Source organism: Micromonospora arida (genome assembly GCF_003857035.1).
Lineage (GTDB): Bacteria > Actinomycetota > Actinomycetes > Mycobacteriales > Micromonosporaceae > Micromonospora > Micromonospora arida.
This window is the reverse complement of the sequence record NZ_QGSY01000157.1, coordinates 1-22678: the sequence shown is the minus strand read 5'-3', so window position 1 is coordinate 22678 and position 22678 is coordinate 1. Positions and strand designations below refer to the sequence as shown.

The window sequence follows — 22678 nt, the reverse complement described above, 5'->3', positions numbered from 1 at the left end:
TGATTCGGGCACCTGCGGAGAGACTCACGCCACTACCGGGCTGCCGTCGCCGTTCTGCCGCAAGCGAACCCGCTTGTCTTGTTGGGGCCCGCTGCGGAGGATCGGTGGATGGATCTCCTCACCGCCGAACGGCAACTTCAAGCCGCCCAGCGCGCCGCTGACGTCGAGTCCCTCGACGCGCTACTGCACCCGCAGGTCGTGGGTGCCGGACCGGACGGCACGGTCTTTACCAAGGAAGACGACCTGGCCGGCTACCGCTCCGGTGCACTGCGGATCACCGGCCTGGTGGAGGAGTCACTCGACATCCAGGAAGACGGCCAGACCGGGGTGACTCGCATGGTCGCTGCGGTGGATGCCGTTCAGGGCGGTTCCGCTGTGTCCGCGCGGTTGCGCTACACCCGACTCTGGGTGCGTGAGGACGACAACTGGCGGGTGTTGGCCGCCACCTTCGTCCCGGTCCAGTGAGTCCGTCCACGAAGGACGATGAAGGAGTGCACGATCGCGGTGGCGAGGCGTAGTCAGCAACGCAGTTGAACGACCGGGCGCGGGGCGCATGCCGGATGGCACGCGCCCAGCCCCAGTCAACGTCTCAGAACGGGTGCTGAGAGACCGCCCTCAGGGCTTTGTCAGCAGCTCGAACAAGCTCGAGAACCCCTGAGCGCCGAAGCCGTCAGCGATCCGGCGGTTCATCAGGTCCCTGACCTCTCGCATCCGCACGGCTTCCACGCCGATGGATTCCCGATGGCTGATCATGTCGTCCATCAGGGCGGCCTGGACGTTGAGCGGGCCGAGATCCGGCGGGTATTCGCCGGCCTTGACCGCGTTGCCGATCGAGGTCAACAGCGGGGGCAGCGCGGCGACGGAGCTGGCGGCACGCTCGGCGAACTCCGCTACGTCGACTCCTTCTGCCTGCACCAGCCTCAGGGTGTGCAGGAACCCGATCAGGATCTCGTAGCCCATCGCGACCTGCGCCATGAACTCAATGGCAGCCAAGCCGGCTTCTTCCCCGTGGTAGGTGACGGTGCCCAACTCCCCCAGCGTTGACCCGTGCACATCGATGGCCTTGCGGGAACCACTGAACGACAACATGACCTGCGGCGTACCGACGTCTGCCGGATCTCCCATGATCTTGCCATCGAGGTATGTGGCCCCGCGCTCTCTCGCCCAGCGATCGTTGGCCCGTGCCTGATGGGGAGAGCTACTGGTCAGGTTCACCAAGACCTTGCCCGCGACTGCGGCGTCCACGGAAGCGAGCACCTCGTCGACCGCCGCACCGTCGAGCAGACACACCACGACGAGCGGGCTGGCGGCCGCAGCCTCCGCGGCGCTCGCGGCAGCCGTGGCGCCAGAGTCGACCATCGGCAGGGCCTTGCTCACGGTCCGGTTCCAGACCGTCGTACGGTGTCCGCGATCGATGAACGTCTTGGCGATCGCCGAGCCCATGTCACCAAGACCGAGCACGGTGACCCGGCTGGCCTGTTCGGTCGGATCAGCGGCGGTTGTTGTCAGCATGATTTCTCTCGTTTCTACTCCGTGATTCGATGCGTCAGGTGGCGGGAACAGGCATCCGTCGCCCGGAGGCGACTACTCGTGATCTCGCCCGGATGCCACACCGCTCGTCGCCGGGCTTCTACCCGAGGTGGCTCTCCAAGCGGACGGCGGCTGTCAGGCGGGTGAGGCGTGCGCCCTGAAAGCGGGCCGTCTCGAGGACGGCTCTGGCGTACTCCGGATCCCGGCCGGCGCGACTCTCCACGAGGCTGACGCCGTACGGGTTCCCGCCGGCGGCGTGCGCGGTGTCGTAGTTCAGGTAGCCCGTGGGCAGGATGACCGCCCCCCAATGATGGAACGTCTGGTAAAGGCTGAGCAGGGTCGACTCTTGGCCGCCGTGCTCCTCGTAACTGGCCGTGAAGCCGGTCGCCGGCTTGTCGGCCAGTTCCTCTGCCTGCCAGGGGGCGGTCGTGGTGTCGATGAATTGGCGCAGTTGGGAGCAGACGTTGCCGAAACGTGTCGGTGTGCCGAAGGCGTACCCGTCCGCCCACCGCAGGTCGTCCAGGGTGGCGAGCGCAACATCGGCGGTGGCGTCGAGGTGGGCCCGCCACTGCGGCCTGGCATCGACGACGTGATCCGGTGCCAACTCCGCCACCCGGCGCAAGCGGACCTCCGCGCCGGCGTCGGCCGCTCCGTCCCTGAATGCCTGCGCGAGCCGGTGCACACTGCCGGTGGCGGAGTAGTAGATGACGGCGATCCTGGCAGCGGTCTGCACGGTTACCTCCTGGGTCGGGCTCGGTTCTCGGTCAACCGTGCCGAGCAGGCTTACCGTTCGCTGACCATCCCCTTACCGATGCCGCTGAAATCCTCTTTGTCCAGGTCGAGCTGTACGCCGCGGCTCATCTCGGCAGCGAGTTCCTCGCTGCCCAGCGCCGTGCGGAGGCGAGAGGTGATGCGCTGGACGTCATGCTGCTCACCGGGGGGCAACGGCGCTCCGGCACCCGCGCGAAGCGTGCGGGCCGCGCCAAGCAACCGTGCGGCGAGGCGATGGTCACCGCCGAGGCTGGTCGCACCGGCCAGGCCCTCAAGGGCCAGGGCGACAGCCCTGGTATCCCCGGTGGCGTGCGCCGCGTCGAGCGACTCGCGGTGGTGGCGCTCGGCGAGGACCGCATCGTCGCGGTGCTCCGCGATGAACCCTAATTCGGCAAGGGCAAGCGCGTAGCCGGGCAGGTAACCGGCGTGCCGGTTCCAGTCGAGTAGGTCCCGCTGCTGGGTCTCGGCGGCGTCGAGGTCACCCCGGCGGCGAGCGATCATCGCCAGGCCCGTGCCGGCGAAGGCGGCGGCGGACCGGCTCGACTGTTCCCGCGCGACCTGTAGCGCGCGGTCGTGGCAGGCGGCCGCCTCGTCGAGGTCGCCGCGCAACAGGGCGATCCGTCCGATACACGCCAACTGCCGGGACACCGACGTCCACAGCCGCAGATGTTCGGCGATGCGCAACGCCTCCCGGTACCGCGTGGCTGCGCTGTCGTAGTCGCCGTTGATCTCGGCCAGGGTGCCCAACAGGCTCGTCGGATGCACCTGCCCCCAGCAGTCGCCCAGTTGCACGAACAGCATCCGGCTGGTCTCGCAGTCACGCAGCACACCGGGCAGGTCGCTGCGGTGTACGAGCGCGAGGTCCGCCCGAGTGGCGCAGGCGGCAGCGATGCCCCACTGGTCCCCGTTGGCGCGGAACGTCGTCAGCGCCGCGTCGACCAGGGCGGCAGCCTCAGCCGGATCTCCGGAACCGAGCATCATGGAGGCGAACAACCACTGCGCGAACGCCTTCTCCGGCCCGTCGGCGTCCTGGTGGCATTCGAGGATCCGTTGCCGGGGAGCGTTCGGGTCACCGTCACGGGTGGCCAGGGCGGTCAGCCACACATCCGCACGTCGTCGCAGGGCGTCCGGCGCGACGTCGTCCGCACTCTTCGGGGCGATGTCCAACGCCGTTCGCAGCGACCGGCGCATCTCCCCGAGCCGACCCCGGAGCAGCCGGTACCAGGCCAACGAGGTCGCGAGCGCCAGGCCCACGCGAGACTGACCGTCGGTGGCGGCGACGTCGAGTGCCGCCCGCAGGTTCGCATTTTCGGCGTCGAGTTCCCGTAGCGCGCGACTCTGGTCATGACCCCGTAGCCGCCCCGCGGCCTGCTCGGCGAGACGGACGAAACACGCGGCGTGACGGCGACGGGTCGCCGGGAGTTCGCCGGCACTGTCGAGCTGTTCGAGACCGTAGGCAGCCACCGTCTCCGCGAGCCGATAGCGTCGTGGACTCTCGCCGTGGCGCGTCAGGACCAGCGATCGGTCGATCAGTCGTGCCAACACATCGAGCACCTCGTCGGACGCCACGTGTCCGCCCGCGCACACCTGCTCGGCGGTAGCCAGGGTGGCACCGTCGGCGAAGACCGCCAGCCGGCGCAGCACCGCCCGTTCGCCGGGCGACAGCAACTCCCAACTCCAGTCGATCATGGCGCGAAGCCCCTGCTGGCGAGGGGGCGCGGTACGCCGACCGGATGACAGCAGTCGGAAGCGATCGTCGAGCCGTGCCGCCAACTCGCCCGGGTCGAGAACGGGCAGCCGGGACGCGGCCAGTTCCAACGCCAGCGGTACGCCATCGAGACGCCGGCAGATGGTGGCGATTGTGTCCGTGTTCCGCTGATCGACGATGAAGCCCGGCTCGACGGCGCGGGCACGGATCTCGAAGAGCCGAACCGCCGGGGCTGCGGCGATCTGTTCCGCGGTCGCTCCCGGCTTCGGCAGCTCCAGCGGCGGCACCGGCAAGACGACCTCGCCTGGGATCCCCAGCGGTTCACGGCTCGTCGCCAGGATGCGCAGGTCGGCCGCGGCGCCGAGAAGGCTCTCGGTCAGTTCAGCGATGGGCGTCACCACGTGGTCGCAGTTGTCGAGCAGCAGCAGCATCCGCCGCTCCCGCAGCGCGGCGAGCAGCCGATCCATCGGCTTACCTGGCCGATCACCAGGCAGGCCGGCCGGGGCGTCGTCGCGGATCTCAAGAGTCGCCGCCACTACGTCGACAACCTCGGTAGAGGCCGCTTGGCCGTCGCAGTGCGGCTGGCCCGCCAGCTCAACGAGCCACACTCCGGCGGGGAACGTGTCGGCCAGCAGACGAGCGGCCTCGAGCGCCAACCTGCTCTTACCCACCCCACCCATTCCGGTAAGGGTCACCAGCCGCCCGTTCGCCAGCCGCTCCCGTACCGCCTCGACGGCCTCGTCACGCCCGATCAATCCGCCGTACGGACCAGGTGACAGAGGCACCGGCAGGTTGGTTCGGACCGGAGACGACGGCGGTGCCGGCGGCTGCAGCGCGCGGTCCTGGCGCAGGATAGCCCGATGCAGCTCGGCCAACTCCTGGCCGGGATCGATGCCGAGTTCATCACGCATCTGCCGACGGAACTGCTCGTAGGCGGACAGGGCTTCACGCTGGCGTCCCGAGCCGTACAGGGCGCGCAGGTGCGCGGCCCGTAGCCGCTCGCGCCACGGGTGACGGGTGACCAGGTCGGCCAGCTCACCGGCGAGCAAGTGATGCTCACCGAGATCGAGCCGGGCCTCGGCCAACTCCTCCAACGCCGCCAGGCGCTGGTCGTCGAGCCGCTCGACCGCCTGACGGACGAATCGCTCGTCACCAAAGTCGGCGTACGGGGAGCCACGCCACAGCGACAGGGCCTCCGTCAGCTCCGCGGCCCGGCCCACTGGCTCCCGCTGCGCCCGCGAGCGCGCCAACAGAGCCGCGAAGCGGCCAGCGTCGACCGATTCCGGCGAAATCCGCAGCCGGTAGCCGGCATCACCGGACTCGACAAGCGCACGGCCACCCGCCTCACCCGACTCCAACGCGCGGCGCAACTGCGACACCTTGGCCTGGAGCGCACCGAGCGGGTTGCCCGGCGTCCGGTCACCCCAGAGATCCTCGATGAGCCGGTCGGAGGACACCGGATGCCCCTCATGGACCAGCAGGTCAGCCAGGAGAGCCCGAACCTTCAGGCCGGGTACGGCGACGGGTTCGCCGTCGGGCGCCCACACCGCGATCTCGCCCAGCACCCCGAACCTCACCGCTTCACACTAGCCAGTCGGCTGTCCCGCCCGCGAAACGTCGATCGACAGTCGGCCCCGCTCACCGGGACGCGACGCCGACGCCACCGAGGCGAACGTCAGCCGACGAGCAGTCGGCGGTAAGTGACCCCGGCGAGGCTGAAACCGAGCCGACACCGGAGGAATGACATGGACTATCTAGAGCGGCACCGAACCGCCAACGGTCACGGACAGGTCGCACCACGGCGGGTGGCCACGCCCTGGCTTGCCCTGCTGGCCGGTCCGCTGTCGTACGGGATCGCCGCGCCGGCCCTGCTGCTCGACGAGCTGGCGCGCGCGACGGGCACCGGGGAACGGGCCGCGGCGGCCGGCGTGACCGCCTTCGGCTGGGGGATCGCGTTGGGTACGCCACTGCTGGCGGCGCTACTGGCCCGCTGCGGCGTACGGACGGCCCTGACCGCCTCGGCCGCGCTGCTGGCCGCGGGGACGATCCTCCTCGTGCTGGTGCCGACACTGCCGGCGTTGGTGGCCGGCGCGGCGGTGCAGGCACTGGGGTCCGCCGGCCTCAGCGTGACGGCCATGAAACTGGCCGATTCGCCTCGGCGGATGGGGGTGGTCGCCGCGTCGCTGGCGGTCGTGGGGGCCACCGGTCCGCTGACCGGTGCACTGGTAGCCGACCTCCTTTCGTGGCAGGCGGCGCTGGCGTTGCCCCTGCTGGCGGTGGCCGCCGTGCCTGCGGCCCGCCGCGACGCCACACCGCCGGACGCGATGCCGGCGTCGTTCGATCCGCTCGGCATGGCTCTCCTTGCCATGCTGGTCACCTCGGCAGTTCTCACTCCGCACCGTCCGCTGGTGGCCGGCCCGGTCACCGTCGCGCTGCTGGTGTTGCTCGTGGTCCGGACGAACGTTCGCCCCGACGGCTTTCTGCCCGCCGCAGTGGCGCGTAACGGCCGGTTCCTCACGGCGTGCGTGCTGGTCTTCACTGTGGGCCTGGTGAACTTCACCCTGCTCTACGCCGCACCGGATCTGCTGCGAGAGCACGCGGGCTGGGACAGCACCCGCAGCGGAGTCGTACTACTGGCGCCGTACCTGCTCGGCGGCCTCTGCTCGGGGTTCCTGATCGCGGCGTCCGTGCGGGTGCCACACCGCGTGACGGCCGCCGCATTGCTCGGCGGAGCCGTCGCCGCGCCGCTGCTGGCTGCGGTCGCCTCCGCCGTCCCGCTACTGCTGGCGGCGATGGCACTCGCGTCCCTTGCCGCCGCGACCGGCCAAGGCGTACTCGCCCTGCGAGCGACCGGCGTCGTGCCCGGCTCTCACAAGGCCGAAGCCCTGGGCCTGTTCAACCTTGCCTATCTGCTCAGTGTCGCGTTCGGTCCAGCGATCGCCGTGACGCTCTCGCATCAGACCGGCTGAGATCGAGCCGCCGTGTCCGGCGCGGTGCCGGCAGGCCGCCACGGCGAAGACCGCCTGCTGCCGAACCTCCGCCGCCATGGGCGCCGTTCTCGGTTCCCCCTTCAGGCGTCGGGGACGAGAACGACCTTGCCCGTCGTTGCCCGCGCCTGCAGGGCGGCGTGAGCCGTGGCGGCCTGCGACAGGGGGAAGGTCTGGAAGGCGGGCACCAGACGACCGGCGGCGGCCTCCGCAAGGGCGCGGGCCTCGTCAACGGGGGCGTCCTGGCCCTCCAACAGCAGGGCCAGTGCGTCGGTGAAACGCACGCCGCGCTCCTTCAGCTGCGCCTCCTCGGGACGGAACTCGTCCCGGGAGGCCGCGCCGATCGTGATGTAGCGCCCACCCTCGGCCAGCAGCCTGAAGGCGGCCCGCCCCTTGTCGCCCTCGACACCGTCCAGAACGACGGTAACGCTGCGTCCGCCCAGGGCGTCGCGGACGGTGCCCGCCCAGTCCGGCAGGTTGTAGTCGACAGCGAGATTGGCGCCCAACTCTCGCACCGCCGCCGTCTTGGCCGGTCCGCCTGCCGCGCCGATGACCGTGGCGCCCAGGCGGCGGGCGAACTGGACGACCAAACGGCCGATCCCACCGGCTGCGGACGTGACCAGGACGACGTCGCCGGAGGTGAGCTCCGCGATGTCGAGCAGGCCGATTGCGGTGGTGCCGGTCACCACCATCGTCACGGCTGCCTCGTACCCCAGTCCGGTTGGGATCCGGTGCAGAGACGAGACGTCGGCGACGGCGAGCTCGGCGTAGCCCCCCGGCCTGCCGTGCGCGGTTACCACCTCGGTGCCAACCCAGGCCCCGTCCACGTCTGGCCCGATCGACTCGACGACGCCGGCCACCTCTGCTCCGAAAATGGCCGGCAGCCCGGGAAGCGGTGGTCCGATGTCCAGCCCTTCCCGCATCGCCGCCTCGATCTGATGGACTCCCGCGGCCCTCACCGACACACGGACCTCACCCGGCCCTGGCACGGGATCAGGCACTGTCTCATAGCGGAGGTTCTCAGCGGGCCCGAACTCGTGCAGGACGACGGCGCGCATGACCGTTCCTTCCAGTAGATTTGCAGAAGAACACCACCTTCCGACCTCTACTGCACTTGAGGTCAAGCATCTTGCCGATGGGCCTCAGGTCCACCGCCCCGACGACTCGACCGACGTCGAGGAGACGCTCTCGGTGCTCAGCGACCTCGTGCAGCAGGGGAAAATCCGCGCCTTCGGCTGCTCGACGTTCCCGGCCGAGGAGATCGTCGAGGCGCACAACGTCTCCGAGCGTCGCGGTCTCGGACGCTTCCGCACCGAGCAGCCGCCGTATTCGATCCTGGCCCGCGCGGGATCGAGGCCTCGCTCCTGCCCGTCTGCCAGCGCTGCGGGATGGGTGTGCTGGTACTGGAGCCCACTGGCCCTCGGATTCCTGACCGGCAAGTACCGCAAGAACCAGCCCATCGACCTGTCAACCGGCCGGAACGATTCGATCCCACGATCGCGGAAAACGCCACCAAGATCGACGTCGTCGAGCAACTCGTCGAACTCGCGGACAGCATCGGCTGCACTTTCCCGCAGCTCGCCATCGCGTTCACCGTGGCCCACCCGGCCGTCACGTCGGCGATCATCGGACCGCGGACCATGCCGCAGCTGGAGGATCTCCTCAAGGGCGCCGCGCTAACCCTGGACGACGCGGCCCTCGACCGAATCGACGAGATCGTGCCGCCCGGGACCAACCTGTACGACCCCAACGCTCCCCTGCCCCCGCGTTCACTGACCGACACCGCATTACGTCGCCGCCCACTCACCGACCGCGCCGCGGCCTGAGCAGGCTGATTGTGGTCGGTCAGTTGCTGGATCGTGGGAGGCGGGCGTCCCCCCGTCTCCTCGCGCCCTCCGAGTCCTCTGGCTCGGTGAAGCCGCCAGCCGCCCGCTGCCCGGCAGTTAGATCGCCGGAATACGCGAGGAGACCTCACGAAAACCGGTTGCCATGATCACGATAGCGATCCACGACGTGATCATGCGACGAATCATGGTGCTGGATGCGGCCTCGAACCTTGGCCTGGCGCCGCCGAGGGACGGGCATGAACCCGGCGTACGCATGATGCCCGCCGCGCTTCGGGACAAAGGAATCGTGCTGCGGCTGTCAGCCGAGGACGCCGGTCGATTGGAGCCACCGCCCTACTCGTTCGACTTGGAGCCCGTTACCGGCTACCGCAACGGCTCGGCGATCGCCCAGTTCGCGGCCGAGCTGGCGGATCGACTCAGCGTCCTTCTCGACAGCGGCGGGTTCCCCTTGGTGCTGGGCGGTGACTGCAGCATCGTGCTCGGCCCGACACTGGCGCTGCGCCGCCGCGGAAGCTATGGACTGGCTTTTCTCGACGGACACGACGACTACTCGCCGCCGCGTCACCCGCCGAAGATCCCGGGCCGCTACACCGCGGCCGGACTCGATCTGGGCCTCGCCACCGGGCACGGCCCGGACCTACTGACCAACCACGACGGCCTGCGGCCCTACGTCGAGGAACGGCACGTCGTGCACATCGGGCTGGACCGGGAACCCGAGGACGAATCGATCCTCCGCGTCGAGGACTTTTCCGCTTCGGCCATCCGCAGCTACCCCATCGAGCACATCCACGCCCACGGCGCGTCGACCACCGCCTCCCAAGCCCTCGCCGATCTCAACACGATGCCCATCGAGGGATTCTGGATCCACCTCGACGCCGACGTTCTGGACAAGTCCGTCATGCCGGCGGTCGACTCCCCGAACCCGGACGGTCTGTCGGTCACCGAACTGACCAGGATATTGGCGACCCTGTTGGCATCACCGAACGCGGTCGGCATGCACGTGGGAATCTACGATCCCGAGCTCGATCCCACGGGCCAGGCCGCGACGGCGCTGGTCGACGCCATCGTCAGCGCGTTCGAGACCGCCAACAAGCACAATTGATTACGCGCATCTCTCGCCCCGCTGCTCGCCGACTGGCTCGTCGCGATGGCCCCGGCAGTTCACCAGAGCGCCGACCACCTGCGGAACGGCGACTACCCCAAAGGCGTCGTCTCCAACCTCGCCATGCAGGTGGCCGGCACGGCGACCCTCCTGAGCACCGCCGAGCAGCAGGCGCCCGCTACCTGGACGGCGGGATCATGGCGGTCCCACCGATGATCGGCGTCTCGGAAGCCGGTGGCTACGTCTTTTACAGCGGCTCGCGAGAACTGTTCGAGCAGCACGAGAAGAGCTGCGACCAGCACGTGCCTTCGCTGGCGGCGAGTGGCTTGGGCGTCCGAGGGGCCTGCGGCTGGTCGCGTTCGATCCGTCTACAACCTCCTGCCTCGAAACATCTAGGCTCCCCTCTGGCCGCCGCCAGAAAGGGCGACCTGGCTGCCCCCTGGGCGGATATCATTACCACGATCGCTTGGCGCAGCTTCATCGGATCCAAGTGCATCTGCTACGCCGGTGCTGCCCGTCCTCGAGTCCGCAGGACCCGCCTACGCCGCTGGTCCGGCCTGTCATTCGCCGACATCGCCATGCCGAGTCCGTGCCTTGGTACCAAGGGCAACCGGATCCCCGCCTGATCTTGCGTCCACGAGCTCGGTTTCGTCCTGTCTCGCCCGAATCTCGGCGAGCGTGCGCGAAGCGCGGGCCTCGACGAGCCGGTACCCGGCTTGTCGAGCGAGATCGATCGCATGCGTGGCTCGGGCCTCGGCCTCGTCGAGATCGTCGAGGTTCAGCAGTGCTGCGGCCGAGCCTCGCAAGGCGTCGGCCTCGCACCAGCGGAAGCTTGTCGAGCGCGCGATCTCCAGGGCTCGGTCGTGGTGGGCCGCGGCTTGGGCGGGCAGGCCCAACCGCAGCGAGACGTCGCCGAGCGCGTTGAGCGTCCACGCCTCGGTACCGCGGTCACTGATCTTCCTGGTCAGCTCGACCGCCGACCGGGCGTCTTCCAGGGTCTGCTCAGAAGGGCCGGTCTGGCAGTGCAGCAGTGCACGCCCGGACAGCGCGGTCGCTTCGCCGTAGTGATATCCGAGTTGGCGGTTGGCAGCCAGCGCCTGGGCGTAGAACGCCTCGGCCGTGTCCCGGTTGCCGAGGTCTCGGTGCACGTTCCCGAGGTCAACGAGCAGGACGGCAACGCTGAAGCGGGCGCCTTGCCGCTCCCCCAGCTCCAGCGCCCGGCCGAAGTGTTCGAGCGCTTGGTTGAGCAGGCCCAACTGCCAGTAGGCGAAGCCGATATTCGCCAGGGTCATGGCGCTCCCGGCGCCGTTCCCCAACTTGTGTTGAAGGTGCAGCGATTCCAGACCGCAGTCAATCGACGCGTGGGGGTTGCCGAGGCGCTGGTGTACCGCGCTGAGATTGTTCAGCATGGCGGCACGGCCTTCGTGCCAACCATCGGCCGCGTTTCGTCGTAGTGCGCTGTTCAGGTGCTCTTGTGCCTCGGCGTAGTGGCCCATGTTGACGTAGGCGAGCGCAAGGCTCTGGTGCATCGCAGCTTGCGCTCGTTCGTCGCCCTCACCACGCGCGGCTTCGAGCGCCACCGAGGCCACCTCGATCCATTCCGTGCGGTGACCGCGCTGGTGGAAGTAGGCGCGGAGGGCGTCGGCGATGTGCCAGGCCAACGGTCGTGGACCTCGTGTCGCTGCGTGGCCGATCGCGGCGGCGAGGGTCGGCCACTCGGCGTCGAGCCAGGCGAGCGCGCTGTTGTTGTCCGGGAAGCTGATCCCGCCCTCTACTCTTCTTGGCAGCCGAAGGAAGTGTGGGATGAGCTGCCTGCCCGCCGCGTCGGCCATGTGCAGGTAGTGTTCCAGGACAAGTTTGCCGGCGTGTTCGCGCTCGCGGGCCGTGTCTTCGGCCAGCGACCGGTCAACCGCATACCGTCGGAGCAGGTCGTGAAGTCGGAAGCGCCCGCGTGTGTACTGCTCGATCAGGTTTGCCGCAGCCAACGCCTTCATCAGCCGGTCAGTCCGAGCCGGAGGTAGCCCGGCGGCCACGCTCGCTGGCAGCGCGGTTATCGTCGGCCCAGGTAGCAGCCCGAGGCGACGGAAGAGTAGCCGATGCTCTGCCGGAAGCGCGTTGTAGGACGAAGCGAACGCCTTCGTGATGGCACTTTCCTCGGCGCCATCCACAGTGAAGCCGGCCAACCGGTCGCCCTCGGAGAGTTCCTGCACCAACCCGGCGATCTCGGACGTTGGGAGAGCGACGATGTTGGCCACCGCGATCCGCAGCGCGAGCGGCAGGTGACCGCAGAGATCCGCTAGCTTGCCGGCTGCGGCTGCCTCGGTAGCGACTTGGTCAGCGCCGAGTGCGGCCTCCAGCAGCCGGCGAGAGTCGGCGGCGGTAAGCACGGACAGCGACAGCGCTTGCGCACCGGTGCGGGCGATCAGGTCGCCGAGCCGATGCCTACTGGTGAGGAGTACCGTGCCCGCCGGTGGAATCAGCGCCTTTATCTGGGCGGCATCACGCACGTTGTCCAGCACCAGCAGGACACGTTTATCGGCCAGCAGCGAGCGGAACAAGGCAGCCCGGCCAGCCACATCCGCCGGGATCAGTCGGGGGTCGGCGCCGAGGCTGCTGAGCAGCTGAAGAAGGCCGGCGGATTCGCTGAGCGGGTTCTGCTCGGCGTCGAAGCCACGGAGGTCCAGGTAGAGCTGCCCACCCGGGAACTTTCCACGATTGCGGTGGGCCCAGTGCAGGGCGAGGGCCGTCTTGCCGACGCCGGCGGTGCCACTGATCACCCAGATTCTCGTGCCCGAAGTGGGCTCCAGTCCGGCGTCGAGCCGGGCGAGTTCTTCCGTGCGTCCGACAAATCCGTGGGCGTCGTGCGGCAACTGCGCCGGTCGTACCGGCTCGGCTGGTGATGTGTCCCTGGTCCTCACGACCGGCTCCAGGGCCGGGTCCACACGCAGGATCGCGGACTCCATCCGCACCAGTTCTGGTGCCGGGTCGAGACCGAGGTCGCCGGCCAGTCGTGTCCGAAGGGTGCTATAGACGTTGAGTGCGGCGGCGGTGCGGCCGTCGCGATACAGCGCCAACATGAGTTGGCCCACGAGCCGCTGCCGCAACGGGTGTTCGGTCACGAGCCTGGTGAGCTCGGCGAGCAGTCCCCGGCCCTCGCCCAGCCGCAGTTGGGCGTCCAGGCGGTCTTCCAGCGCGGTCCATCGGGCTTCACGCAGGTGGCCGCAGAGACGTTCTGCGATTTCCGTGGGCGCCACATCTTCGAGGGCCTCGCCGTGCCAGAGAGCGAGCGCCTGGTCGAACAGCTCGACGGCGCACTCGTCGTCCGACGAGCCGGCCTTGCGAACCAGGTCCGTGAAGCGATGTGCGTCGATCATGAGCGGATCCACATGTACGGCGTAGCCGGCTCCTCTGCCGACGATCGCGGGACCGTCACCGGCCTGTCGAAGCGCCGCACGTAGGCGGGAAACGAGCGTCTGGATCGAGGCTCGCGCGGACGCCGGCACCTCCTCGCCCCAGACGAGGTCGACCAGCCGGTCCAGCGGCACCAGTCGGTTGGGCTCCAGCAGCAACACCGCGAGCACGAGGCGCTGCTTACGCGAACCGAGATTGATCCGTTCCCCGCCCGCCCATGCCTCGACCGTGCCCAGGATCCGGAACTCCACCGGCGTCACCCCCCGATTGTCCGCGGTTCGCCATTATGCAACAGCCGATCAGTCGTGGTCGATTCGCGGGCCGAAACGGGCGGCTACGTGAAGCACGTCTCCGGCAACCCAGTCAAGATTGACGGGGTTCAGAGTACGACCTCGTTGACGAAGGGCATCGCCATGAAAATCTTCTGACCACAACTCAGCTCCGCAAGGAGGCTGCAAGCGTCTTGCAAGCGCACGACGCGACGGTACTCACGATCTACTCCTCCGTCTCCGTCATCGACCAGGGAGCCCCATGCGCCGACGTACTGCGCTCAGCAGTTGCGTACTCGTAGAGGTACGTCTCGACGAGCTGGCCGAGCAGATTGTCATCGACGCCGCCGGTGAGGCGGAGAACCTGCCGCGGCGGCGATCCGAGCCACCGGAATCAAGCCCAGGGTCACCGTGTCGCGGACCGGTCCGGCCCAGCAGAGCCGCCGATCGGATACGGCGCCGTTCTACGGCGGCCTCGCGATCTGGACGGGCAGCACCGGCAGCCCGTCCACGGCGGACGCCGACTGCACGACCGGGTTCCGGATGACTCCCGGCGGAACCAACAGGTACTTCAGCTTTTACTCGTCGTTCGGGGAAAGGAACACCTCGACCGCGAATCCGGTTTCCGGGAAGAACACCGACTGGCCTGCTGTCGGCTCAGGGCTCTACGTCTCCGGGGCGGACGGCGGGCTGGTCTACGGGCGGGTGACGTCGATCAACGGCAGTTGCGGCGGTGAACGAATGGTCACCGCCGACACCGACACCGGTCACAGTCAGGACGGCGCCACCCTCGCCGGTGACTCGGGGGCCCCGGTGACCCGTTGGAACACCGCCACCTCGGCCACCAATGATCTCTCGGCGGTAGGCAGCCACTCCTGCGGCAACTCCGTCAACACGTCATGGTTCGTACCAATTCACCGTGTCGAGGCGGCGACCGGCGCAGTCGTGGCGGTCGGCGGCACCTGACAGCTCCCGGCACGCGGGCGACCACAGGCCGCCGCGCGCCGGAGGCCGTCGTGGTTTCGTCGTACGCTCCCGTCGTCATCGAGGAGGCTTCGTGTCACACTCATCCGTTGATCTGCATGTGCTCGGGCCTGTCACCGCGACCAACAACGGTGCCGAGGTGCTGCTGGGACCGCCGCAGCAACGCACGGTCCTGGCCGCGCTGATGCTCCGTCCGGGGCGGGTGGTGGCGGTTGACGAGCTGGTCGACGCTGTCTGGGGAGAGCACTCACCAGCCACGGCCCGCAAGGCCATCCAGGTCTACGTGTCACGGTTACGCCGAGCGCTGCCCTGGCTCGACCTGCGCAGCTTTTCGCCAGGCTACCGACTCGACATAGGTCCGGAGCAGATCGATCTGCACCGGTTCCGCGTCCTCGTCCGCGAGGCCGGCGCGGCGACCGGCGACGATGCTCGGGAGCTGCTCCGTCAGGCGCTGGCGCAGTGGCAGGGTGACGTGCCGCTGGCATGCCTGGGCGACACCCCTCTGGCCAGGACCGTCAGACCAGTGCTCGGCGAGGAGCGGCTCGCTGCGCTGCAGAGGAGGATCGGTCTCGACATGGACGCCGGTCGGCACCTGGAGTCGGTGAGCGAGTTGCTCTCGTTGACCAGCACACAGCCGTACCGGGAGTCGGTGCACGCCCTGCTGATGCGAGCTCTGTACCGCGCGGGCCGCTCCGCCGAGGCCGTGGCGGCCTACCATGACTTGGAAGCGCGGCTGGAGCGAGACCTCGGAACGGAGCCCGGCGCGGAGCTCCGCCGGCTGCACGCGCAGATCCTTCAGCGGCACACTCCGGTCGAACCATCGCGGGGCGGCGCAGACGTGGCCGACATCGAGCGGATCAACGACGTTGGTCAGGTTACCGAGCTGCTCAGGAAGCTAGCGCGAGACGCACGCGAGGTCCTCGCGGTGCATCCCGACCGGCAGGGTTCCCTGGCCGTACTGCCCTACTACCTGGGTGAGCTCAGACGCGGCCGGACGACCTGGCGCACGATCGTGCACCGGCGCTGCCTGTCCCGCCCGGACCAGATCCGATATGCCACGCGTCTGCACCAGGCAGGTGATCGGCACCGCGTCACCGACCGGCCGGTGCAGCGAATGGTGCTTCTGGACCGACGAGTCGCGTTCGTGCCCTGCTCACCCGGCCAGCGCGACAGCGGCGCGTTGGTGATCCGCAACGCTGCGGTGACAGCCACCCTCGCCGAACTCTTCGAACACACCTGGGCCAACACCATCGATATCACGCCCGACACCACGACCGTGAGCGGATTGTCCTGACTGCTCGCGTCGGCGGGCCTAACGCGCTCCCAGCCGGTGGGTGATGCTGGCAGGGAGCTTCATCGCAGTGCTCGCCAGGGCTCGGCGCCTTCGCGACCCGCGCCGGATGGGAGACCGCCCAGCCGCTGCCGCGGGCCGCTGAGGCACTGGCGATGCTCTCCGAGATCCTGCCTGGGCACGAGTTCACCGGCATCCAGGACGCGCCCGCCTTGTTCACCATGTACGGGCAGCCGCTGAGTAGGAAGTCGGCAGGACCAGATGGACCCCGGCGGCCGGTGAGCCGCCGGGGTCCGGTGCTGCGGGTGGCAACCCGCCCTGCTGGTGAGCGCGCACGGTGACTCCGACCGGTCATGGTCGGTCGAATTCCGCGCGTGGAACTAGAAACTCTTGTGGAATCCGGCGTCGACCGGGTAATCCGCCGTAGTGCTTGCCGAACGCGGAGAGGCCAACAACAAGACCGCGTCGGCGACCTCCTGCGGGTCGATGAGGCGACCGGTGACATGGCCCATCATCTGCGGGGCAATGCTCTCCATGGCGCTGTCCCGGTCGGCGTTCGCCATGCCGGCGATGACGTCGGCCGCCCCGCCCTCCTCGGTCCACCAGGCGGCGAGCACGGCACCCGGAGAGACGGTGTTGATACGGATTCCCTTGGGGCCGAACTCCTCCGACAATGCCTTGGTCAGGTTGGACAGTCCCGCTTTCGCAGCCCCGTACTCGACGTTGACCGATGCGGGCTGCCGGGCCATACCGGTGGAGATGTTGATGATGGAGCCACCACCGCACTCGATCATCTGCGGGATAGCGGCCCGGATAGCGCGGACGGCCGAGAACAGGTTGAACTCGAAGATCGAGCGCCACTGCTCGTCGTTGCTGTCGAAGAATCCGGTACGCGGCATGGTGACGCCGGGCGGCGGGCCACCCGCGTTGTTCACCAAGACGTCCAGGCCACCGAACTGCTCGACCGCGTACGAGATGACCTGACCAGGTGCGGCCGGATCCATCAGGTCGGCTGAGACGTGCCGAAGGTTCGGACCCGCCAGCCGCTCCAACTCGGGCGTGACCTTTCTGGAGACCGCGACGACGTTGGCGCCCTCCTCAAGCAGTGAACGGGTCACGGACAGCCCGATGCCCTTGGAGGCGCCGGTCACCACGGCGACGCGACGGGACGGGACGGGACGGGACGGGAGAGGTTGAGATCCATGTCAGTCCTTAAGTCAAGGCCCCAGCCCGAGGTGGGATGAAGCTCTGCGGTGCGCTGTCGTCGGTTTGAACACCGGTGTGAGCGAACGGGTTGCACGATCCGCGGCGGCAACTGCCTGTCGAGGCGCGGGGTTTCCACGGCGACGAACCCTCGCCATCCCCAGGAGTTACACATGCTCGACACCGTGGCCCGTCCGCGCAGATGCCTGGTGCTGCTGGTCTGCGTCGCACCGCTGATGGCCAACGCCGATGCCGGGCTCGTCGTCCTCGCCTTACCGGAGATCCAGCGTGATCTGTCCATGAGCCTGACCACGGCGCATTGGGTGATCAACGTGTACGCGGTACTGGTCGGTGGACTGCAAATGCTCGGCGGTCGACTGAGCGACCGCTACGGCGCGCGCCGGCTGCTGCTCGGCTCCCTCATGGCGTTCGCCGTCACGTCGACGATGCGCGCCCTGGCACCCAGCGCTTGGGTGCTTCTGCCGGCTCGGGCGGGCCAGGCGGCGGCGGCGGTGGCGATGTTGGTGCCGGTGGCCATGGGCCTGTTGTTGACCATGACACCCAGGCAGGCGCAGCGCCGCAATGGCCTGGCACTGTGGGCCGCCTGCGGAGGAATTGGGTCGGTTGCCGGGGTGCTGGCGGGCGGCTTGGCAGCGACGTACCTGAGCTGGCGCTGGGCGTTCCTGCTTAATGTGCCCCTCGCACTGGGTGCCTTCGTGGCAAATCGACGGCTGAAACCTGGCGAGAAACGGTGCGCCGGCAATAGCGCGGTTGGCGTGCCTGGTGCGCTGCTCCTGGCCGGCACGATGCTGGCCCTGGTGTACGCGTTGGTGAGCGTCGCCGGTCAAAGATCCGGAACCTCCGCTTGGGCGCTGCTGGCCGTCGCGGTGGTGCTGGGCGGATTGTTCTTGGCAACTGAGGCGCGATCTCGTGACCCGCTCATTCCGTCGGCGTTGCTCAGAAGCCGCTTCCTTGTAGTGGGCGCCCTGGGCATCCTGTTCGTCGCCGCGGCAACCGGTCCGGTCGTGTTCGTGGGCAGCATGTACCTCAGGGACGTACACGGATACAGCGCCTGGACCGCAGGATGCGCGCTGCTGCCGGTCGTAGGCGGAGTGGTCGTGGTCGTGGTCGGAAGATGGTCATCCCGCCTGTTGGGTCGGTACGGGCCGCGCCTGTCTTGTTTGGTCGGCTGCGGGCTGACCGGCTCCGGCCTGCGGGGTGACTGGTGCGAACAGGGTTCCGCGAGGCGCTGGATCTGTGGCGGGGTCGGCCGGCCGAAGACGTACGACCGGGGCCTGAACTCGCCGCCCGGATCACCCTGCTCGAGGAGCAACACCTGTCCCTGGCCGAGGAATTGATCCAGGCGCGCCTCGCGCTCGGTGAGCACGCCGCAGTGACCGGCGAGCTGCGACTGCTGATCGCCGCACACCCGTACCGGGAGCGACTGCGTTCCCAGCTCATGCTGGCGCTGTACCGGTCCGGCGATTTACCGGCGGCCCTGTCCACGTATGCGGAGACCCGAGCGGTCTTCGTCGACCAGCTCGGTCTCGACTCCGGAGCGGACCTGTCCCGGCTGCATCAGGCGATCCTGCGCCGTGCCCCGGAACTGTCCCTACCCGACACCGATGATGATCCGGTTGACCGGCACCCGGCGTCCGCGCCCGGTCTACTGTCCAAGCCGGCCGAACCGCCGCGGCAACTGCCGCCGGACCCGGCGGCGTTCGTCGGCCGCGTCGGTGAGATGCGCACCATCGAGCAGGCATGCATCGCCCCGACCGAGCCGAGGACGGGCCCGGTGGTGGTCGTGCTACGTGGCCCCGGAGGGGTGGGAAAGACCACCCTGGCGGTGCGCGCCGCGCACCGGCTCGCGAGCCACTATCCCGACGGGCAGCTCTACCTCGACCTGCACGGCGGGGCTCCCGGCGTGCCCAGCGTCGAACCGCTGGCGGCGCTCGGTCAGCTGCTGCGCGCGCTCGGTGTACCGGCCGGGGACGTGCCGGTCGAGCTGGCTGAGGCCGCCGCGCGGTTCCGGTCGGAGACCGCCGGCCGCCGACTGCTCATCGTCCTGGACGGCGCAGCCGGCGCCGAGCAGATCCGGCCCCTGCTACCGGCCGGCTCGCACTGCGCGGTCCTCGTCACCAGCCGTCGGCCGACGAGCACCCTCGATGCGCTCCGGCTTTGGCTGGACCGGCTCAGCGACGCCGAAGGGTGCCAGCTTCTCGACACCCTCAGCGGCGACGGACGGGCAGCGGCCGACCCCGACGCGGCTGCCCGCCTGGTGCTGCTGTGCGGCGGGTACCCACTGGCGCTGCGCATCGCCGGAGCCCGTTTGGCGGCCCGCCCCGACTGGTCGGTCGGAGTACTGGCGGACCGACTGGACAACGAGCGGGAACGCCTCGACGAATTGCGCGCGGACGACCTCGCCATCCGATCCAGCTTCTGGAATACCTACCGCCAACTGCTTGACAGCGCCGATCCGGACGACCGCGCGGCCGCGGCCGCCTTCCGGGCTCTGTCGCTGCTGCGTGTGCCGGAGATATCGGCGCAGCTCGCCGCGGTGATGATCGGTGCGCCGCAACGGCGCGCACTGACACTGCTGGACCGGCTCACCGACATGCACCTGATGCACGCGATCGGTCCGACCCGTTTCCGGTTTCACGACCTGCTTCGGCTCTACGGCGCGGAGCTGGCCGAGGAGACAGACACGGCCGCCGACCGCGAGGACGCGGTACACCGAGGACTCACCGCGTACCTGACCACGGTACTGCGCGCTGGCCAGTTGTTGCGCCCGCACCGGGCGGCCGATCTCGCCACCGGACCGACCGTCGTGGAGCTGCGCACGCTCAACGACGCCGTGGGCTGGGTCGACGGCGAGCTGACCGGGATCATCGCGGCTGCCCGCCAGGCATCCGACGCGGCCCCGCTACTGAGCCGGCTGTGCGTGGAGGCCATTCCGTCCGTTGCCGTCTGGCTGCAGAAGCGGAGCCGTTGGGCGGAGTCCGATGCCCTGGTCGCGGTCTGCGAACGGGCGGCGACAGCCATCGACGATCGCGCCGCCCAAGCCACGGTGCTCGCGCTGCGGGCGACGCTGCACTGGCGTACGGGATCGCCGGAGGCGGCGTGCCGCGCCCTGGAGTTCGCGCTCGAGCTGTGGCGTCGGCTCGGCGATCGCGAAGGTGAGGGGCGGGCACTGCAGAACCTCGGTTGGTTCCACCACCGTACGGGTTGCCCTCGTCAGGCCGCGGACCTGGTCCGGGCGGCGGTTGGGCTCCTCGCCGGCGGGAAACCGGTGTGGATCGCGATGGCCCTGCACAACCTGGCCGAGATCGAGTTCGAGCTGGGCAACTTCCCGGCCGCCAGTGAACATCTGACCCGCTGCCTGACGATGCGACGCGAGCACGAGGACGCCGTCGGGGAGGCGATCACGTTGGTCGCCCTCGGCCGCACGCACAGCCAACTCGGACGGCACCCGGACGCCTTGATGGCTCTCACCGTCGGCCTGCGTCTGTGCCGGCGGACCGGCAACCGGGAGGACGAGTGGGAGGCGCTGCTCAGCCGTTCGGAGGTGCACCTGCGGCTCGGCGACGTGGCGTCGGCCCAGCGGGACGGCGAGGAGGCGCTGAGCCTGGTCCGCGTGGTCGGCGAGCGGTACGGCGAGGCAGTGGCGCTTCGCCAGCTCGGCCGGATCCAGGACGTGCGTGGCGAGCGCGCGGCGGCGGTCCGGCACGCGCGGCGGGCCAGCCTGCTCTTCGCCGGGCTGCCCGGCCGGCGGGACGGCGTGTTGGAGACGTTCCTTGCCGGCGTCGATCAGCCTCCCTGCGCTGTTTCCTCGGCCAGAACGTAGCCGGCGGCCTGCATCCGGAACAGCGTGGCGTAGACGCCGTTGACCGCCAGCAGCTCCTCATGCCGGCCCGTCTCGACAACCCGCCCACCTGACAGCGCCACGATCAGGTCGGCGTCGCGCAGCGTGCCCAGCCGGTGCGAGATCAGGACACTGGTCCGGATGGCCCGATACTCGCGCAGCCGGAGCTGGATGTCGCGCTCGGCCGCGGCGTCCAGGCCGGCACTCGGCTCGTCGAGAATGAGCAGGTCCCGTGCCGTGGGCAGCACCGACCGGGCGAGCGCCAGCCGTTGCCACTGCCCGCCGGAGAGCAACACGCCGGCATCCGCCGGGTCGCCGTCGAGTTCGAACACCCGCGACAGCATCGTGTCGTACCCGCGCGGCAGGTTGTCGATGGTCTCGTGGATGCCGGCGCGGCTCGCGGCGTCCGCGATCCGGGTGGTGTCCTCCGGGCGTACGTGGTCCGGGCCCGCCGGGTCGACATCACCGAGCCAGATGTTCTCCGCCGCCGTCAGGTCGTACGTCATATAGTCCTGGAACACGGCGCCGATCCGGGCCCGAAAATCGTTGACGGGCAGCTCGCGCAGGTCGACGCCGTCCCACAGGATCGCGCCCCGGGTCGGGTCGTAGAACCTGCACAGCAGCTTGACCAGGGTGCTCTTGCCGGCACCATTGTGGCCGACCAGGGCCACCGCCTGCCCATGCGGAATGAACAGATCCACGCCCCGCAGTACCCACGGGTGCTCCGGACCGTAGCGGAACCAGACATCGCGGAACTCGATACCTCGTCGCAGCGGGGCGACCGGCCGTGGTCGGGCCGGCTCCGGTAGATCCGGTGCGCAGGTGACAACCTGCTCGTAGTGCACCAGCAGCAGCATCGCTTGGTGGATGTTGGCAAGATGGTCGATCAGGGCGGCCAGGCTGCTCTGCACCCCGGCGACGGCACCGACGAAGATGGCCACGTCGCCTACCGTGAGCCCACCGGATCGGGCGGTCGCGACGACCCACACCAGGCCGCCACCGGACAGCGCCGCGCTCAGCACCGCGAGCACTCCCTGGGCGCGCACCTCCCGGCGCTCCTGGGCACGTCGTGCCGCACCCGCCGCACCCAACTCGGCGAGCATCCGGCGGCGGAACAGCCCGCCCAGCCGCAGCAGACGAACTTCCTTCGCCGCGGACAAATTGGTCAACAGGTTGGCGTAGAACATCTCGCGCCGCTCCCCCGGCCCGATCTCCCATAGCATCCTCGCCCGTCGCCGGCTCAATCGGAGCTCCGCAACCAGCACCGGTACGCCGCCTGCCGCCACCACCGCGGCCATCATCGGGCTGATCACCACAAGGGTGCCGAGGAAGCCGGCCAGCAGAACCGCCCCCTGCACCAGGCCGAGCAGGCCGTCAACGCAGCGGCCGGGCCCATCCCGCCCAGCCTGCTCGGCCAAACGCAGCGTGTCCTGGAACGCCGGCTCTTCGAGCCGGCGCAACCCGGCGAGGCGATCGGTCGCCGCGTACAACTCGTCGAGCGCGACCACGGCCGACGAGCGACCGAGGTCCGCCCGCAGATAATTCGTCAGGTGCGGCATCAGGGCAAGGCCGACGGAGACCCCCGCCAGCGCGCTCGCGACCCCGAGAATCCCGCCGCCCGACTCGTTCACCAGACGGTCGAGGACGAGTTTGGTGAGCCAGGCAGCCAGCACCGGGAGAACGCCCGCGATGGGCGCGAGCACGACGTACCCC

15 protein-coding genes and 1 pseudogene are annotated in these 22678 nt (G+C 69.3%); 9 read left to right on the top strand and 7 right to left on the bottom strand.

Going from position 1 to position 22678, the window contains the following annotated elements; genetic code table 11:
* Positions 1 to 108 precede the first annotated feature (108 nt).
* Positions 109 to 465 carry a nuclear transport factor 2 family protein gene (locus DLJ58_RS11385; protein WP_124855594.1) on the top strand — a complete coding sequence of 119 codons (357 nt, stop codon included), beginning with the start codon at positions 109 to 111 and terminating at the stop codon, positions 463 to 465.
* A gap of 150 nt (positions 466 to 615) precedes the next feature.
* On the opposite strand, the gene DLJ58_RS11380 is transcribed toward DLJ58_RS11385, so the two are convergent.
* The 3 genes from DLJ58_RS11380 to DLJ58_RS11370 all read right to left on the bottom strand — a co-directional run bounded on the left by DLJ58_RS11380 (position 616) and on the right by DLJ58_RS11370 (position 5586).
* A complete protein-coding gene (locus DLJ58_RS11380; RefSeq protein WP_124855592.1) occupies positions 616 to 1512 on the bottom strand; it encodes an NAD(P)-dependent oxidoreductase in 897 nt (298 codons plus the stop codon).
* 118 nt (positions 1513 to 1630) lie between these two features.
* The gene (gene wrbA / locus DLJ58_RS11375; protein ID WP_124855590.1) at positions 1631 to 2263 is read right to left on the bottom strand and encodes an NAD(P)H:quinone oxidoreductase; all 633 of its coding nucleotides are present in this window, start codon (positions 2261 to 2263) and stop codon (positions 1631 to 1633) included.
* Positions 2264 to 2313: 50 nt separating this feature from the next.
* Entirely contained in the window at positions 2314 to 5586 is a 3273-nt protein-coding gene (locus tag DLJ58_RS11370; protein ID WP_244218892.1) for an AfsR/SARP family transcriptional regulator, read from the bottom strand.
* 168 nt (positions 5587 to 5754) lie between these two features.
* Between DLJ58_RS11370 and DLJ58_RS11365 the strand changes: the two genes are divergently transcribed.
* Positions 5755 to 6978, top strand: a complete 1224-nt coding sequence (locus DLJ58_RS11365; protein ID WP_124855588.1) for an MFS transporter — start codon at positions 5755 to 5757, stop codon at positions 6976 to 6978.
* Between the two features lie 101 nt (positions 6979 to 7079).
* Here the strand turns inward: DLJ58_RS11365 and DLJ58_RS11360 are convergent, their stop codons facing one another.
* A complete protein-coding gene (locus DLJ58_RS11360; RefSeq protein WP_124855586.1) occupies positions 7080 to 8054 on the bottom strand; it encodes a zinc-binding dehydrogenase in 975 nt (324 codons plus the stop codon).
* Here DLJ58_RS11360 and DLJ58_RS35125 point away from each other — a divergent pair.
* The 3 genes and pseudogenes from DLJ58_RS35125 to DLJ58_RS11340 all read left to right on the top strand — a co-directional run bounded on the left by DLJ58_RS35125 (position 8053) and on the right by DLJ58_RS11340 (position 10161).
* A pseudogene (locus DLJ58_RS35125) lies at positions 8053 to 8822 on the top strand (aldo/keto reductase). The gene DLJ58_RS11360 and the pseudogene DLJ58_RS35125 sit on opposite strands and share 2 nt — an antisense overlap.
* 163 nt (positions 8823 to 8985) lie before the next feature.
* Positions 8986 to 9945: an arginase family protein gene (locus tag DLJ58_RS11345; RefSeq protein WP_208741024.1), complete on the top strand. Its 960-nt coding sequence runs from the start codon at positions 8986 to 8988 to the stop codon at positions 9943 to 9945.
* Positions 9946 to 9990: 45 nt separating this feature from the next.
* On the top strand, positions 9991 to 10161 hold the full coding sequence (locus DLJ58_RS11340; protein WP_208741022.1) for a hypothetical protein: 171 nt from the start codon (positions 9991 to 9993) through the stop codon (positions 10159 to 10161).
* 344 nt (positions 10162 to 10505) lie between these two features.
* Here DLJ58_RS11340 and DLJ58_RS11330 read toward each other — a convergent pair whose 3' ends face one another.
* Positions 10506 to 13616: an AfsR/SARP family transcriptional regulator gene (locus tag DLJ58_RS11330; protein WP_244218891.1), complete on the bottom strand. Its 3111-nt coding sequence runs from the start codon at positions 13614 to 13616 to the stop codon at positions 10506 to 10508.
* A gap of 420 nt (positions 13617 to 14036) precedes the next feature.
* On the opposite strand from DLJ58_RS11330, the gene DLJ58_RS11325 reads away from it, so the two are divergent.
* Together DLJ58_RS11325 and DLJ58_RS11320 are read left to right on the top strand one after the other, a co-directional pair.
* Positions 14037 to 14591 carry a hypothetical protein gene (locus tag DLJ58_RS11325; RefSeq protein ID WP_124855580.1) on the top strand — a complete coding sequence of 185 codons (555 nt, stop codon included), beginning with the start codon at positions 14037 to 14039 and terminating at the stop codon, positions 14589 to 14591.
* Positions 14592 to 14682: 91 nt separating this feature from the next.
* On the top strand, positions 14683 to 15903 hold the full coding sequence (locus DLJ58_RS11320) for an AfsR/SARP family transcriptional regulator (protein ID WP_124855578.1): 1221 nt from the start codon (positions 14683 to 14685) through the stop codon (positions 15901 to 15903).
* Between the two features lie 377 nt (positions 15904 to 16280).
* Here DLJ58_RS11320 and DLJ58_RS11315 read toward each other — a convergent pair whose 3' ends face one another.
* On the bottom strand, positions 16281 to 17051 hold the full coding sequence (locus tag DLJ58_RS11315) for an SDR family NAD(P)-dependent oxidoreductase (RefSeq protein ID WP_208741020.1): 771 nt from the start codon (positions 17049 to 17051) through the stop codon (positions 16281 to 16283).
* Between the two features lie 225 nt (positions 17052 to 17276).
* On the opposite strand from DLJ58_RS11315, the gene DLJ58_RS34525 reads away from it, so the two are divergent.
* Positions 17277 to 18461: an MFS transporter gene (locus DLJ58_RS34525; RefSeq protein ID WP_124855574.1), complete on the top strand. Its 1185-nt coding sequence runs from the start codon at positions 17277 to 17279 to the stop codon at positions 18459 to 18461.
* Complete coding sequence (locus tag DLJ58_RS11305; protein WP_244218894.1) at positions 18353 to 20947, top strand: BTAD domain-containing putative transcriptional regulator; 2595 nt, start codon at positions 18353 to 18355, stop codon at positions 20945 to 20947. Before DLJ58_RS34525 ends, DLJ58_RS11305 begins: the two co-directional genes overlap by 109 nt.
* Here DLJ58_RS11305 and DLJ58_RS11300 read toward each other — a convergent pair.
* A partial coding sequence (locus DLJ58_RS11300; RefSeq protein WP_148097985.1) for an ABC transporter ATP-binding protein occupies positions 20911 to 22678 on the bottom strand: 1768 nt, incomplete at its 5' end. The genes DLJ58_RS11305 and DLJ58_RS11300 overlap by 37 nt on opposite strands.

Coding starts and splice junctions, on each gene's coding strand:
- DLJ58_RS11385 (WP_124855594.1), top strand. CDS start 109: ATGGATCTCCTCACCGCCGAACGGCAACTTCAAGCCGCCCAGCGCGCC.
- DLJ58_RS11380 (WP_124855592.1), bottom strand. CDS start 1,512: ATGCTGACAACAACCGCCGCTGATCCGACCGAACAGGCCAGCCGGGTC.
- DLJ58_RS11365 (WP_124855588.1), top strand. CDS start 5,755: ATGGACTATCTAGAGCGGCACCGAACCGCCAACGGTCACGGACAGGTC.
- DLJ58_RS11360 (WP_124855586.1), bottom strand. CDS start 8,054: ATGCGCGCCGTCGTCCTGCACGAGTTCGGGCCCGCTGAGAACCTCCGC.
- DLJ58_RS11345 (WP_208741024.1), top strand. CDS start 8,986: ATGATCACGATAGCGATCCACGACGTGATCATGCGACGAATCATGGTG.
- DLJ58_RS11340 (WP_208741022.1), top strand. CDS start 9,991: ATGGCCCCGGCAGTTCACCAGAGCGCCGACCACCTGCGGAACGGCGAC.
- DLJ58_RS34525 (WP_124855574.1), top strand. CDS start 17,277: ATGCTCGACACCGTGGCCCGTCCGCGCAGATGCCTGGTGCTGCTGGTC.